Raw genomic sequence first — 14380 nt, 5'->3', positions numbered from 1 at the left:
GGGTGGGTGGGCCGCTGGGTGGGTGGGCCGCTGGGTGGGTGGGCCGCTGGGTGGGTGGGCCGCTGGGTGGGTGGGCCGCTGGGTGGGTGGGCCGCCGGGTGGGTGGGCCGCCGGATGGGTGGGCCGCCGGGTGGGGCGCGGCTATGCCTGGCTCACCCCGGCACTCACGCCGCGTCGGAGTTCGGGGTGCCGGAGGTGCCCGGCTTGGCGATCCTCGATGTCGCCCCTTGCTCCAGCAGGTCCGCCACCGGCAGGGTGGCCGCTCCCGTGGCCACCGCGTCCAAGCCCAGCGATCCCAGCTGGATCGATGTCTGGCTGAACGGGTGCCTCAGCGCGTGCTCGCCCGCCGCCTCGCGGATGCGGGGCAGGAGCTGGTCGCCCAGGGCCAAGCCTGCCCAGCCGCCGATCACTATGCGCTCCGGGTTGAACAAGTTGATCAAGTTCGCGATGCCCGCTCCCAAATAACCCGCCGTCTCGTCGAGTACGCGGGCCGCCGTCTTGGACTTCGGGGCCGCCGCCAGCAACGCCGAGAACTGGGCCTGCTCGTCCTCGCCCGTTATGTCCTTTCCGCGTGCCCTGCGGTACCTCGCCAAGACCGCTCCCGCGCCGATGTACGCCTCCAAACACCCGCGTGAACCGCAGCGGCACTCCTGACCGCCGTACGCGATCGTTGTGTGGCCCCACTCGCCCGCGCTGCTCGTCGAACCCCGGTACGTCGTCCCGTCCGTCACCACCGCCGCTCCGACGCCCGAACCGAGCAGGGCGATCACCGCGTGGCGCGCCCCCCGGCCCGCGCCGAACCACATCTCCGCCTGGCCCTGGGTCTTCGCTCCGTTGTCGATGAACAGCGGTAACCCCACGCCGGCGTCGACCAGCAGCGAGGCGAACGGCACCGCGTCCCAGCCGACCGTCGGGGCGTGGACCAGCACCTCCGTGCCCTGCTCGACCGTTCCCGGCACGCCGATGCCGACGCCGAGCACGCCCGGCTCGTCGATGCCCGCGCTCGCGAACACCTCGCGCAGCCCGGACGTCACCTGCTCGACCGCCGTCGCCGGGTCCGGGGCCTTCGGGAGGGGGTGCTCGACCGTCGCCAGGCGGTTCATCGCCAGGTCGAACAGCTCCACCTTGACGCCCGTTTCGCCGATGTCGACACCCGCGACGTGCCCGTACGCCGGGTCCACGCGCAGGAGCACCCGGGGGCGGCCGCCGTCCGATTCGACCTGGCCGGCTTCGGTGATCAGGCGTTCTTCGCCCAGTTCGGCGGTCACGTTACTGACCGTGGCGGCACTCAATCCGGTGAGCTGGCTGAGTTCGTGCCTCGACAGCGGGCCGTCGAAGTACAGTTTCGACAGCAGCAGGGATCGGTTGTGCCGCCGCAGATCGCGGACGGTGGTGCGCTTGCTCGCCATGGGCAACCCATCTGGACTCTTACCGGCTCACTGACAGGATGCCTGATCACCGTAAGTTGTGGCTATGTATTAAGTGGTGAACTAAGTCCCGAACCCATGGTGGCGGGGCCGCGGTCTGGCAGAATCCTCCCGGTGACCCAGGTGGTGCGCCAGACGACCCGTGACCTCAGGCGGCACAACCGCGCGGCGCTGCTCTCCTCGCTCTACCTCCGCGGTCCCGTCAGCAGACTGGAACTGGTAGCTGAATCGGGACTGTCGGCCGCCACCGTTACCAACGTCGTTTCCGAGCTCATCGCGGACGGCGTCGTCGCCGAAGCCGGATCGGTCGAATCGGACGGCGGGCGGCCGCGGACGCTGCTGGCCGTGCGGCCGGACTTCGGGCAGGTCGTGGGGGTCGACGTCAGCGAGACGCACGTCGAAGTCGGCCTGTTCGACTGCGCGCTCGGCACCCTCGGCACCGTGCGCCACCCGCTGGTCGGCACCCGGCTCGACCCGGACGAGGTGGCCGGGCTGGTGCGCACCGGCATCGCCGAAGTGCTCGAAGGCGGCGATCCGGACGCGGTGTTCGGCGTCGGCATCGGCGTGCCGGGCGCGGTCCGCGACGGCGGGATCGTGCACGCGCCCACCCTCGGCTGGCGCGGGGTGGACTTCGCCGAGCTGATCCACCCCCACATCCAGGCGCCCCTCCACCTCGACAACCGCGCCCGCACCCTGGGCCAGGCGGAGACCTGGCGGGGAGCCGGCCGGGGCGCCGAACGCGCCATCGTCGCCCTGCTCGGCGTCGGCGTCGGGGCGGCCGTCGCGACCGCCGGGCGCTCGCACCCCGGCATCACGACCAGCGAGTGGGGCCACACCGTCGTCAAGGCGGCCGGCGCGGCCTGCCGGTGTGGCTCGCACGGCTGCTTGGAGGCCTACGTCGGCACCGAGGCGGTCGTCCGCCACTACGCCGCCCGCGTCGGCAAGGAACCGGTCATCGGGGACGAAAGCGACGTCGAGCTGGCGCGGATCGTGGCCGAAGCCCCGCGGGGCGGCCCGGCCGCCGAGGTGCTCGCCGAGACCGGCGAGTACCTGGGCATCGGCATCGCCAACCTGATCAACCTGCTCAGCCCCGATCGGGTGGTGCTTTCCGGCTCGGCGGGGGCGATCATGGGACCGGCGATCCTGCCCGCGGTCCGGGACGCCGTCGGCCGGCACGCCCTGGACTACCTGGCCGAGCGCACCGAGGTCGTCCTGGGCCGGCTCGGGCCGGAGGCGGTCGCACTCGGCGCGGCCACGCTGCCGATCGCCCAGCTGCTGGCGAACGGCGGCCGGACCGGCTGAAACCTTTGCCTCGCAAGGAATCGTCCGACCAATAGGTCCAGACCGGCCGTTCTTTCAGTACTTAAACTTAGGTACAAAACGTTACCGCCGTGTTATTGACGTGACCCGAGTCACCCGGGTTGACTTCGGGGCGTCGTTCGGTCGCCGGCGGTCGGGGCTCGCTACCAGTCGACAGCAAGTAGTCGTCGATGACCAGGAGGAACCGATGCGAGTCAAGCGCTCCATCGTCGCAGCGCTCGTAGCCGTGATGGCCGTCGGAGGCCTGACCGCGTGCAGCGGCGGCAGTTCGAACGCCGCCCAGAGCAATCCCGACGCCGTGCTCAACGTCGGCAAGCCGGACGGCCCGCAGGCGGAGAACAACAACCCGTTCCTGGAGACCTCCGCCCTGTCGAACATGGGCTACCGGTGGATGATCTACGAGCCCCTCGTCATGCTCAACCGCGTCAAGCCGCAGGAGCCGGGCAAGCCGTGGCTGGCCACGAAGTGGGACTGGTCGGACAACTACAAGAAGCTGGTCCTGACCGTCCGTGACGGCGTCAAGTTCTCCGACGGCCAGCCGATGACCGCCGAGGACGTCGCCTACACCTTCCAGCTGCTGCGCGACAACAAGGCGCTGAACGTCGACGCCGTCCCGTACAAGGACATCACCGCGGCCGGCAACCAGGTCACCCTGGCCTTCGACAACTCGCAGTTCGTCAACCAGGTCAAGATCCTGCAGACGCTCGTCGTGCCGAAGCACGTCTGGAAGGACGTCAAGGACCCGGCGCTCGACCTCGTCAAGAACCCGATCGGCACCGGCCCGTACACGCTCAAGTCGGCCACCCCGCAGACGATGATCGTCGTGCGGCGCGACAGCGGCTACTGGCAGGAAGCGCCGAAGGTCAAGGAGATCCGCTACACCTCCTACACCGACAACAACGCGCAGGTCAACGCGCTGGTCAACGGTGCGGCCGAGTGGAGCTTCGTGTTCATCCCGAACTACAAGGCCGTCTACACGAACAAGGACCCGCAGCACTACAAGCTGTGGTTCCCCGCGCAGCTGGCCGTGCACGGCCTGTGGTTCAACACCGAGAAGGCGCCCTGGAACGACCCGAAGCTGCGCCAGGCGATCAACAAGGTGATCAACCGCGACGACATCTTCAACCAGGGTGAGGCCGGCTACTTCTACCCGAAGAACGACCAGGTCACCGGCATCCCGACCCCGGCGGGCGACCCGTTCATCGCGCCGCAGTACAAGGGCCAGACGGTCCAGGTCGACGTCCCGGGCGCGAAGTCGCTGCTGACCGGCGCGGGCTACAAGTTCACCGGCGACAAGCTGGCCGACCCGAGTGGCAAGCCGGTCACGATCAAGCTCACCGTCCCGTCGGGCTGGTCGGACTACATCACCGACCTGGAGATCATCAAGGACAACCTGGCGCAGATCGGCATCACCGCCACGGTCGAGAAGATGAACCAGGACGCCTGGATGAAGTCGGTCGACACCGGTGACTTCGAAGGCCTGATGCACTGGACCAACGACGGTTCGACGCCGTACGACATGTACCGCGACGTCATGGACGGCAACCGCTACAAGCCGACCGGCCAGGGTGGCATCAACGGCAACTACGGCCGCTACAAGAACGACGAGGCGACCAAGGCGCTGGAAACCTACGCGAACGCCGAGGACGACGCCGCCCGCACCGCGGCGATGGCGACGCTGCAGAAGATCATGATCGAGCAGCAGCCGATGATCCCCACGTCGGCGGCCAACTCCGGCGGCGAGTACAGCACGAAGAACTGGGTCGGCTGGCCCGACGACGCCAACCCGTACGCGCCGGCCCAGCCGACGCTGCGCAACGCGCTCGACATCGTCCTGCACCTCAAGCCCGCGGCCTGACGATGGCGGATTCAGCCGTGACGACCGAGCAGTCCCCCTCCGACCCCGTCGCCGTCGGGTCGGAGGGGGACCTCCCCGTGGTCCTCGAAGCCGCGGGCCTCACCAAGCACTTCCCGGTCCGCCGCAAAGGCCGGGCCGCCCTGACCGGGTCACGCCGCAGCATCCAGGCCGTCGACGACGTGAGCCTGACGCTCCGGCGCGGCCGCGTCACCGCGCTGGTCGGCGAGTCCGGCTCCGGCAAGTCGACGGTCGCGCGGCTGCTCGCCGGCCTCTACCCGCGCACCGGCGGCGACATCCGGCTGCACGGCGACAGCATCGACGTCAAGCACGGCAAGGCGTTCCGCGCCTACGCCCGCCGCGTCCAGATGATCTTCCAGGACCCGTTCGCCTCGCTGAACCCGGTGCACACCGTGCGCTACCACCTCACGCGGGCGCTGAAGATCCACGGCCGGGCGGGCGACGACCTCGAGCAGTCGCTGCACGAGCTGCTCTCGCGCGTCCAGCTGACCCCGCCCGAGCGCTACATCGACAAGTTCCCGCACGAGCTGTCCGGTGGCCAGCGCCAGCGCGTCGCGATCGCGCGGGCGCTCGGCGCCGACCCGGAGGCGCTGCTGGCCGACGAGCCGGTGTCCATGTTGGACGTCTCCATCCGGCTCGGCGTGCTGAACCTGCTGCGGGACCTCAAGGAGCGCCTGCACCTGGCGATCCTGTACATCACGCACGACATCGCGTCCGCGCGCTACTTCGCCGACGACACGATGGTGATGTACGCGGGCCGGATGGTCGAAGGCGGCGACAGCGAGACCATCACGCAGCGGCCGGCGCACCCGTACACCCGGCTGCTCATCGAATCCGCGCCCGACCCGGACCGGATCGCGGACGGCGGCGACCCCTCGGAGACGCCGGCCGAACGCGGCTCCGGCGAACCGCCGAGCCTGATCGACCCGCCGCCGGGCTGCCGGTTCCACCCGCGCTGCCCGGTCGCCCTCGCGCGGTGCGAGACCGAGCTGCCGCCGCGGTTCGACGTCGGCGACGCGCCGGGGCACTGGACCGCCTGCTGGCTCTACGACGGGGCCGCCCGATGAGGTACCTGCTGCAACGGCTGGGCTTCTACGTCTTCACCGCGTGGGCCGCCGTCACCATCAACTTCTTCATCCCGCGGATGATCCCCGGCGACCCGGTGCAGTCGCTGATCGCGAAGAACCAGGGCATGATCAGCGCGGAAGCGATGCAGTCGTTGTACGTCCTCTTCGGACTCGACAAGAACGAAAGCCTGATCTCCCAGTACTTCGACTACTGGGGGCAGCTGTTCCGCGGCGACCTCGGGATCTCGTTCACGTTCTTCCCGACGCCGGTGTCCGACCTGCTCACCGACAGCCTGCCGTGGACGATCATCCTGGTCGGCATCACCACGGTCGTCGGCTTCGCGCTCGGCACCGGGCTCGGCGTGGTCGCCGGCTGGAAGCGCGGCTCGTGGGTCGACGGCCTGCTGCCGGTGACGACGTTCCTCTCGTCGATCCCGTACTTCTGGCTCGGCCTGATCGCGCTGACGATCCTGGCCGGCCCGGGCAGCTTCTTCCCGTCGTCCGGCGGCTACGACCCGGGCACGGTGCCGGGCTGGGACGGCGAGTTCATCGGCAGCGCGATCCAGCACAGCCTGCTGCCCGCGCTGACCATCCTGATCAGCTCGATGGGCAGCTGGATCCTCGGCATGCGCAACATGATGGTCACCGTCGCGTCGGAGGACTACGTCACCGTCGCGCACGCCAAGGGCCTGCCGGAACGCCGGGTGATGGTCGGGTACGCGGCGCGCAACGCGCTGCTGCCCAGCGTGTCCGGCTTCGCGCTGGCGCTCGGGTTCATCGTCGGCGGGACGCTGCTGGTGGAGATCGTCTTCTCCTACCCCGGCGTCGGCTACCAGCTGTTCCAGGCGGTCGGCTCGCAAGACTACCCGCTGATGCAGGGCATCTTCCTGATCATCACGCTCTCGGTGCTGGTGGCCAACCTGTTCGCCGACGTCGCCTACCTCGCACTCGACCCGCGCACCCGGAAGGAGGGCTGACATGGCCGTACCCGCGGCGGACGTCAAGGCCGCCCAGGCCCTCCCGCTCGAAGCGGTCGCGCGCCGGCGCCGCTTCCGGTTCCTCACCGGCGGCAAGACCGCCACCGGCCTCGCCGTCATCGTCTTCTTCGTGGTCATCGCGATCATCGGGGAGTGGATCGCGCCGTACGACCCGTCGGCCCGCAGCAGTGACCTGCTGGAGTCGCCGTCGGGACGGCACTGGTTCGGCACCACCCACCTCGGCCAGGACATCTTCAGCCAGGTCGTGGTCGGCACGCGCAGCGTCATGCTGGTCGGGCTGGCCGCCGGGATCGTGGCGACGATCCTCGCGGTGATCGTCGGCGTGACGTCCGGGTACCTCGGCGGCACGCCGGGCGAAGGCCTCTCCGCGCTGTCCAATGTGTTCCTGGTGATCCCGGCGCTGCCGCTGATCATCATCATCGGCAGCGCGGTGCCGGGCGGCGGCGACATCCTGGTGGCGGTGATCATCGGCTGCACGTCGTGGGCGTGGGGCGCGCGGGTGCTCCGGGCGCAGACGCTGTCGCTGCGCGGCCGGGAGTACGTCGAAGCGGCCCGGGCGACCGGCGAGTCGACCTGGCGGATCATCTTCTTCGAGATCCTGCCGAACCTGACCGCGGTGATCGCGTCCAGCTTCGTCGGCACGGTGATCTTCGCCGTGATGTCGGAGATCACCCTGGCCTTCGTCGGCGTCTCCGGACTGTCCAACTGGAACTGGGGCACGATCCTGTTCTGGGCCCAGAGCCAGCAGGCGCTCGCGCAGGGCGCGTGGTGGTGGTTCGTGCCGGCCGGGCTGGCGATCGCCATCCTCGGCACCGCGTTGTCCCTGCTCAACTTCGGCATCGACGAGTTCGTCAGCCCGCGGTTGCGCGGCAGCGGCAAGGCCCGCGTGCGCGGCGCCGACGGGAAGACGCATCGCATGCGGGTGGGCTTCACGCCCGTGCTCGGGCGGGAGGAACGGCCATGATGGACCCGGTGCTGGAGATCAAGGGCCTGGACGTCGACTACGGCGTCGGCGACGAGGCCGTGCGCGCGGTCCGGGACGTGCACCTGACGCTGCACCGCGGCGAAGTCCTCGGCCTGGCCGGGGAAAGCGGCAGCGGGAAGTCCACGTTGGCCTACGGGCTGACCCGGCTGCTCGCGCCGCCGGGCGTCATCCGCGGCGGCGAGGTGATCTACCACCCCGCCGACGGCGAGCCGTACGACGTCCTCCGCCTGACGCACAAGCAGCTGCGGGACTTCCGGTGGGCGGAAACGTCCATCGTGTTCCAAGGCGCGATGAACTCGCTGAACCCGGTGCACAAGGTCGTCACGCAGCTCGTCGACGTCATCAAGGCGCACGAGCCGGGTACGACCCGCGCGGGCCGGGTCGCGCGGGCTCGCGACCTGCTGAAGCTGGTGGGGATTTCGGCCGACCGGCTGGAGGCGTACCCGCACCAGCTGTCCGGCGGGATGCGGCAGCGGGTGATGATCGCGATGGCGCTCGCGCTGGAGCCGCGGATCGTCATCATGGACGAGCCGACGACCGCGCTCGACGTCGTCATGCAGCGGCAGATCCTCGGTCAGCTCGTGGAACTGCGCGAACGGCTGGGGTTCTCGGTCCTGTTCATCACGCACGACCTGTCGCTGCTGGTGGAGTTCTCGGACCGGATCGCGATCATGTACGGCGGCCGGATCGTCGAGCAGGCGCCGGCGGCGGACCTCTACCGGGACGCGCTGCACCCGTACAGCCACGGCCTACTGAACTCGTTCCCCGCCCTGCGGGGGCCGCGGCGCGAGCTGTCCGGGATCCCCGGATCGCCACCGGACACGCGCGGGATGCCGTCCGGTTGCGCGTTCCACCCGCGGTGCCCCAAGGCTTTCGAGCCGTGCCCCGACCGCGTGCCGCTGCTGGGCACGCCCGGCGACCCGGCGCGCGAAGTGGCGTGCTGGCTGCACCCCGTCACTTCTTGAACGCCGGTGTCCGATACTCCTGGAGGAGAGCCGCCTTGACCGAGACCACAGCCGCGACCGCCGAGCAGCAGGCGCTGATCGACACCCTGCCGCCGGACTTCCGCTGGGGCGTGGCGACCGCCGCGTACCAGATCGAAGGCGCGGTCTCCGAGGACGGGCGCACACCGTCCATTTGGGACACGTTCTGCCGGGTGCCGTGGGCGATCGACAACAATGACAACGGTGACATCGCCTGCGACCACTACCACCGGATGCCGTCCGACATCGGGCTCGTCACCGAGCTCGGAGCGGACACCTACCGGTTCTCCGTGGCGTGGCCCCGGGTCCAGCCGCACGGCCGCGGCGGCGTCAACGAGGCGGGCATCGGGTTCTACGACCGGCTCGTCGACGAGACGCTGAGCCGGGGCATCACGCCGTGGCTGACGCTGTACCACTGGGACCTCCCGCAGGAGCTCGAGGACGCGGGCGGCTGGCCGGCCCGCGACACGGCGTACCGGTTCGCCGACTACGCGATGCTGGTGTTCGACCGGCTCAAGGATCGGGTCCGCCACTGGACGACGCTGAACGAGCCGTGGTGCTCGGCGATGCACGGGTACGTGCACGGCGTGATGGCGCCGGGCCGCCGTGACTACGCGGCGGGGTTGCACGCGGTGCACCACCTGCTGCTGGGCCACGGGCTGGCGGTGCAGCGGATGCGCGAGGCGGCTCCGGCGGACACGCAGTTCGGCATCACGCTCAACATGTGCACCGCCGACCCGGCGACCGACTCGCCGGAGGACGTCCGCGCGGCCCGCCAGGCCGACGGCCTCGGCGTCCGCATCTACCTGGACCCGCTGGTCCACGGCCGGTACCCGGAGGACGTGGTCGAGGACCTGGCGGCGCGCAACGTCCGCCTCCCGATCCAGGACGGCGACCTTTCGGTGATTTCGACGCCGCTGGACTTCCTGGGCGTGAACTACTACTTCGGCCAGCAGTTCTCGGGTGTGGACGACGCGGGATCCGCGGTCGACGCGGACGGCGTCCCGGCGTCCCGGGTGATCCCGTTCGGCGAGCCGACGACGGCGATGGGCTGGGAGATCCTGCCGGGGAAGTTCACGGAGCTGCTGACCCGCCTGGGCCGCGACTACCCGGGCTTGCCGATGTACATCACGGAGAACGGCTCGGCCTTCGACGACGACCCGGACTCGACCGGATTCGTGCGTGACGACGGCCGCACGGCGTACCTGGCCTCGCACATCGCGGCGGTCGCGGCGGCCCGTCAGGCCGGGGCGGACGTGCGCGGGTACTTCGCGTGGTCGCTCTTGGACAACTTCGAGTGGGCGTACGGGTACGCGAAGCGGTTCGGGTTGATCCGGGTGGACTACGAGACGCAGGAGCGGACGATCAAGCAGAGCGGGTACTTCTACCGCGACACCGTCCGGCGGGTCCGCGGCAGCTGAACGGCGGTGGGGTGGGCCCCACCACGGTGGCGGTGGCTCACCCCATGGCTCCTCCCTCGGCCTTCCCCTAGCGTCGGACGAAAAGCCGACCCCGGGGGAAGCCATGACCGTCCGGACCGATGTCAGACCCGTACCTGCCGGTGCGCCGCCGAAGTGGTGGCGACGGCCCTGGGTGGCGCCGCTCGCCCTGGTCGTCGCCGTCTTCCTCGCCTTCTCCGTGCCGCCCTACCTCACACTCGACCCGGCGCGGTCGCGCGTTCCCGCGCCCGCCGGGTTCGCCGCGCACTACTGGTTCCTCGTGGCGCACATCGCTTTCGGAAGCGTGGCCATCGTCGGCGTCATCCTGCAGATCTGGCCTTGGTTGCGCCGTGAGCACCCGATCGCGCACCGGCGGATCGGGCGCGTCTACGTCTTCGCCGGCGCCATTCCCTCCGCCGTGATGGCGGCGACGATCGGTGCGGTGAGCCCGTTCGGGCCGGTCGTCGCCGCGCTCGACGTCGTGGCCGCTCTGCTCTGGCTCGGCTTCACCGTGGCCGGGTGGCGGGCCGTGCGGCAGCGGCGGTTCGCCGATCACCGGAAGTGGATGATCCGCAGCTTCGCCATGTGCATGAACACGCTGATGACCCGCGTCCTCTCACCGATCGGGTTCCTGCTCGTCATGCCGCGGGGCGGCGACAAGGAGACGATGATCCTCAGCGCCGCCACGGTGTCGGCCGCGCTGAGCATCCTGACGCTGCTGATGCTCAGCCAGTGGTGGCTCGACCGGCACCCGAAGCCAGCCAGCGCGCGATGATCGTCCGCTGGATCTCCGACGCGCCTTCGTAGATCCGAGGCGCCCGGACCTCCCGGTACAGGTGCTCCAGCAGGTGCCCGCGCCGCAGCGCGCGGGCACCGTGGAGCTGGACCGCCGAGTCGACGACGAACTGGGCCGCCTCGGTGGCGAACAGCTTCGCCATCGCCGCGCGGCCGCCGAGGTTCGGCTCGCCCGCGTCGTACGCGCCCGCCGCCGCGTAGACCAGGAGCCGGGCGGCTTCGGTGCGGGTGGCCATCTCGGCGAGGGTGTGCGCCACCGCCTGCTGCTTGAGCAGCGGGCCACCGAAGGCTTCGCGCTCGCCGGTGTGGTCCACAGTGGCGTCCAGTGCGGCTTGCGCCATCCCGACGGCGAACGCGCCGACGCTCGGGCGGAACAGGTCCAGGGTCCGCATCGCCACGGCGAAACCGCGGTTCTCTTCGCCGAGCAATTCCTCACGCTGCACCGAAACGCCGTCGAACGTCACCGTGCCGATCGGGTGCGGGCTGACCAGGTCGAGGTGATCGCCGCCGAGGCCCGGCCGGTCGGCGGGGACGACGAACGCGCTCACCCCGCGTGCGCCCGCTCCCGGTGTCGTACGCGCGAACACCGTGTAGAAGTCGGCTTCGGGGGCGTTGGAGATCCACATCTTTTCACCGGTCAGGCGCCAGCCGTCGCCGTCGGGCTCCGCCGCGAGGGACAGCGCCGCCGCGTCCGAGCCCGCGTCCGGTTCGGTGAGCGCGAACGCCGCCACCGCGTCGCCGGCCGCCACCGCGGGGAGCCACTTCGCGACCTGTTCGTCCCTTCCGGACTGGAGCACCGGGTAACTTCCCAGGCCCTGTAACGCGAGCGCGGTCTCGGCCTCGGTGCTGACCGTGGCGAGGCTCTCGCGCAGGATGCACAGGTCCGTCGCGGCCGCCTGCCTGGACGGCGTGCCCGAAGCGACCCCGGGGAAGAGCCGGGCAAGCAGGCCGAGCGCCCCCATCGCCTTGAGGAGCGGGCGGTTGACCGCACCCTCCACTCCGGACTCGGCGAGGGGGAGCAGCTGCTCGGCCGCCACCCGCCGGACTTCCTCGGCGAAGGCGCGTTGCTCCGGATCCAGGGTGAAGGTCATGCGGACGCTCCCGGTCGCCAGCGGGCGTGAGCGGTGCCGGTGGGACCGGACCGGACGAGGTCGAGGCGCGGCTCCGGCCCGTCGGAGCGGCCCGTCTGCGGCTTGCGGCTGCCCGCGGCGAACGGCTTCGGCCACGGCATCGGGTACTCCTGCTCGGCCGCCGCGTGCAGCGTCCACTGTGGATCGTAGAGGTGAGTCCGGCCCAGGGCGCACAGGTCCGCGCGCCCGGCCAGGATCAGCGAGTTGACGTCGTCGTAGGACGAGATCGCGCCGACCGCGATCACCGCGATCCCGTACTCCTCGCCGATCTCGTTGCGGATCCGGTCGGCGTACGGTGTCTGGTAGCTGCGGCCGTACTGCGGACGCTCCTCGCTGACGACCTGGCCGGTCGAAACGTCGATGCCCGCGGCGCCGTGGGCGGCGAACGCCCGTGCGATCTCGACGGCGTCGTCGGCGTCGATGCCGCCCTCACACCAGTCGGTCGCGGAGATCCGGACCGTCATCGGCCGCTCGGCGGGCCACACCGCGCGGACCGCGTCGAAGACCTCCACGGGGAACCGCAGCCGGTTCTCGAGCGAGCCGCCGTACTCGTCACTCCGGCGGTTGGTCAGCGGCGAGAGGAACGATGACAGCAGGTAGCCGTGTGCGCAGTGCAGTTCGAGGACGTCGAACCCGGCGCGGGCCGCGGCTTGAGCGCAGGCGACGAACTGCTCCCGGATCTCCGCGAGGTCCGTTGTGGACAGTTCACGCGGGACTTGGTTGCGGTCCGAATAGGGCAGCGGTGAAGGGGCGCAGACCTCCCAGTTGCCGGACGGCAGCGGCTCGTCGATGCCGTCCCACATGAGTTTCGTCGAGCCCTTGCGCCCCGAGTGTCCCAATTGGACGCCGATGCGGGCCGGTGTCTGCGCGTGGACGAAGTCGACGACCCGCTTCCACGCCGCTTCCTGTTCCGCTGTGTACAGTCCGCCGCAGCCGGGCGTGATCCGGCCTTCGGGGGAGACGCAGACCATCTCGGTCATCACCAGCCCGGCACCACCGAGGGCCTTGCTGCCCAGGTGCACCAGGTGGAAGTCGCCCGGAACGCCGTCCACCGCGGAGTACATGTCCATCGGGGACACGATGATCCGGTTGGGCAGTTCCAGGCCGCCCAGCGAGAACGGCTGGAACATCGGCGGCCGCGACGTCGTCCCGAGCTTGCGCGCGAACCAGTGGTCGAGCTCGGCGGCGAATCCGGGGTCGCGCAGGCGGAGGTTGTCGTAGGTGACGCGGCGGCTGCGCGTGAGGATGTTGAACGCGAACTGCGGCGGCTCCTGGTGGGCGTACTGCGCGATGTTCTCGAACCACTCCAGGCTGGCCTGCGCGGCACGCTGCGTCGACGTGACGACCGGGCGCCGTTCCAGCTCGTAGGCCTTCAGCGCCGCCGCGACGCCGTCGTTTTCGTGCAGGCACGCGGCCAGCGCGAGGGCGTCCTCCATCGCCAGCTTCGTGCCCGAGCCGATCGAGAAGTGCGCGGTGTGCGCGGCGTCGCCGAGGAGGACGACGTTCTCGTGCACCCAGGTCTCGCAGCGGACCGTGCCGAACGAGACCCACTTCGAGTTGTTCGCCATGACCTGGTGGCCGTCGAGGACGTCGGCGCACAGTTCGCGGATCAGCGCGATCGACTTCTCGTCGCTCTCGCCGGGCTTGAGCGACGTCGCCGCGATCGGCCCGAACGTCCGCTGCCAGACGTCTTCCTGCACCTCGAGGATGAACGTGCTGCCGTCGCGGCCGTACGGGTAGCCGTGGATCTGCATGATCCCGGCCGGCGTTTCGAGGACGTAGAACTTGAAGGCGTCGAACACCAGGTCCGTGCCCAGCCAGATGTACCGGCACCGGCGGGTCTCGACGCTCGGCCGGAACGTTTCGGCGTACCGCGCGCGCACGGCCGAGTTGACGCCGTCGGCCGCGATGACGAGGTCGTACCCGTCGAGGTCGGTGGGTGCTTCCTCCCGGAAGTGCAGGCCGACGCCGAGTTCGCCGCAGCGGCTCTGCAGGATGCCGAGCAGGCGCTTGCGGCTCATCGCGGCGAAGCCGTGGCCGCCCGAGGTGGTGACCGTGCCGCGGTAGTGGACGTCGATGTCGTCCCAGCGGGCGAATTCGGCCTTCATCGCCTCGTGCACCGCCGCGTCGGCGTGCTCGATCCCGCCGAGCGTCTCGTCGGAGAACACGACGCCGAAGCCGAAGGTGTCGTCCGGCGCGTTGCGCTCCCAGACGGTGATTTCGTGGCCGGGACCGAGCTGTTTCGCGAGCGCGGCGAAGTACAGACCCGCCGGGCCGCCACCGATGACCGCGATTCGCACGCCGTCCAGGGTATGTCGTGGTGACTACGACCGTCAATAACGCGAAAGATGGCGTACCGT

The 14380-nt window shown here is 70.2% G+C and carries 11 protein-coding genes; 8 read left to right on the top strand and 3 right to left on the bottom strand.

Annotated features, from left to right (window positions below; genetic code table 11):
• Positions 1-164 precede the first annotated feature (164 nt).
• The gene (locus tag ACWDN5_RS07125) at positions 165-1409 is read right to left on the bottom strand and encodes an ROK family transcriptional regulator (protein ID WP_449675141.1); all 1245 of its coding nucleotides are present in this window, start codon (positions 1407-1409) and stop codon (positions 165-167) included.
• A gap of 132 nt (positions 1410-1541) precedes the next feature.
• Here ACWDN5_RS07125 and ACWDN5_RS07120 point away from each other — a divergent pair, with 132 nt between their 5' ends.
• From ACWDN5_RS07120 to ACWDN5_RS07085, 8 genes are all read left to right on the top strand, one after another.
• Entirely contained in the window at positions 1542-2729 is a 1188-nt protein-coding gene (locus ACWDN5_RS07120; RefSeq protein WP_449675139.1) for an ROK family transcriptional regulator, read from the top strand.
• A gap of 205 nt (positions 2730-2934) precedes the next feature.
• Positions 2935-4605 carry an ABC transporter substrate-binding protein gene (locus ACWDN5_RS07115; RefSeq protein ID WP_449675137.1) on the top strand — a complete coding sequence of 557 codons (1671 nt, stop codon included), beginning with the start codon at positions 2935-2937 and terminating at the stop codon, positions 4603-4605.
• Positions 4606-4622: 17 nt separating this feature from the next.
• Positions 4623-5690, top strand: a complete 1068-nt coding sequence (locus tag ACWDN5_RS07110) for an ABC transporter ATP-binding protein (RefSeq protein ID WP_449675135.1) — start codon at positions 4623-4625, stop codon at positions 5688-5690.
• Positions 5687-6667 carry an ABC transporter permease gene (locus tag ACWDN5_RS07105; RefSeq protein WP_310968601.1) on the top strand — a complete coding sequence of 327 codons (981 nt, stop codon included), beginning with the start codon at positions 5687-5689 and terminating at the stop codon, positions 6665-6667. The genes ACWDN5_RS07110 and ACWDN5_RS07105 overlap by 4 nt, the downstream gene beginning before the upstream one ends.
• A 1-nt stretch (position 6668) precedes the next feature.
• Positions 6669-7652: an ABC transporter permease gene (locus tag ACWDN5_RS07100; protein ID WP_310968600.1), complete on the top strand. Its 984-nt coding sequence runs from the start codon at positions 6669-6671 to the stop codon at positions 7650-7652.
• Positions 7649-8638, top strand: coding sequence for an ABC transporter ATP-binding protein (locus tag ACWDN5_RS07095; RefSeq protein ID WP_310968599.1), 990 nt, complete (start codon positions 7649-7651; stop codon positions 8636-8638). The genes ACWDN5_RS07100 and ACWDN5_RS07095 overlap by 4 nt, the downstream gene beginning before the upstream one ends.
• Before the next feature lie 35 nt (positions 8639-8673).
• Complete coding sequence (locus ACWDN5_RS07090; RefSeq protein ID WP_310968598.1) at positions 8674-10077, top strand: GH1 family beta-glucosidase; 1404 nt, start codon at positions 8674-8676, stop codon at positions 10075-10077.
• 172 nt (positions 10078-10249) lie between these two features.
• Positions 10250-10870 (top strand): DUF2306 domain-containing protein, encoded by a 621-nt coding sequence (locus tag ACWDN5_RS07085; RefSeq protein WP_449675132.1) that lies wholly within the window; start codon positions 10250-10252, stop codon positions 10868-10870.
• Here ACWDN5_RS07085 and ACWDN5_RS07080 read toward each other — a convergent pair.
• On the bottom strand, positions 10821-11981 hold the full coding sequence (locus ACWDN5_RS07080) for an acyl-CoA dehydrogenase family protein (RefSeq protein ID WP_449675130.1): 1161 nt from the start codon (positions 11979-11981) through the stop codon (positions 10821-10823). The two genes, ACWDN5_RS07085 and ACWDN5_RS07080, sit on opposite strands and share 50 nt — an antisense overlap.
• Positions 11978-14320 carry a bifunctional salicylyl-CoA 5-hydroxylase/oxidoreductase gene (locus ACWDN5_RS07075; protein WP_449675128.1) on the bottom strand — a complete coding sequence of 781 codons (2343 nt, stop codon included), beginning with the start codon at positions 14318-14320 and terminating at the stop codon, positions 11978-11980. Before ACWDN5_RS07075 ends, ACWDN5_RS07080 begins: the two co-directional genes overlap by 4 nt.
• Positions 14321-14380: the final 60 nt, after the last annotated feature.

Source organism: Amycolatopsis sp. NPDC003731 (assembly GCF_053586895.1).
The sequence above is the reverse complement of the archived record's forward strand: the minus strand, read 5'-3'. Positions and strand labels throughout refer to the sequence as shown.

Excerpts from the sequence above, each read along its gene's own strand:
- ACWDN5_RS07125 (WP_449675141.1), bottom strand. The coding sequence starts at position 1,409 with ATGGCGAGCAAGCGCACCACCGTCCGCGATCTGCGGCGGCACAACCGA.
- ACWDN5_RS07115 (WP_449675137.1), top strand. The coding sequence starts at position 2,935 with ATGCGAGTCAAGCGCTCCATCGTCGCAGCGCTCGTAGCCGTGATGGCC.
- ACWDN5_RS07105 (WP_310968601.1), top strand. The coding sequence starts at position 5,687 with ATGAGGTACCTGCTGCAACGGCTGGGCTTCTACGTCTTCACCGCGTGG.
- ACWDN5_RS07100 (WP_310968600.1), top strand. The coding sequence starts at position 6,669 with ATGGCCGTACCCGCGGCGGACGTCAAGGCCGCCCAGGCCCTCCCGCTC.
- ACWDN5_RS07095 (WP_310968599.1), top strand. The coding sequence starts at position 7,649 with ATGATGGACCCGGTGCTGGAGATCAAGGGCCTGGACGTCGACTACGGC.
- ACWDN5_RS07080 (WP_449675130.1), bottom strand. The coding sequence starts at position 11,981 with ATGACCTTCACCCTGGATCCGGAGCAACGCGCCTTCGCCGAGGAAGTC.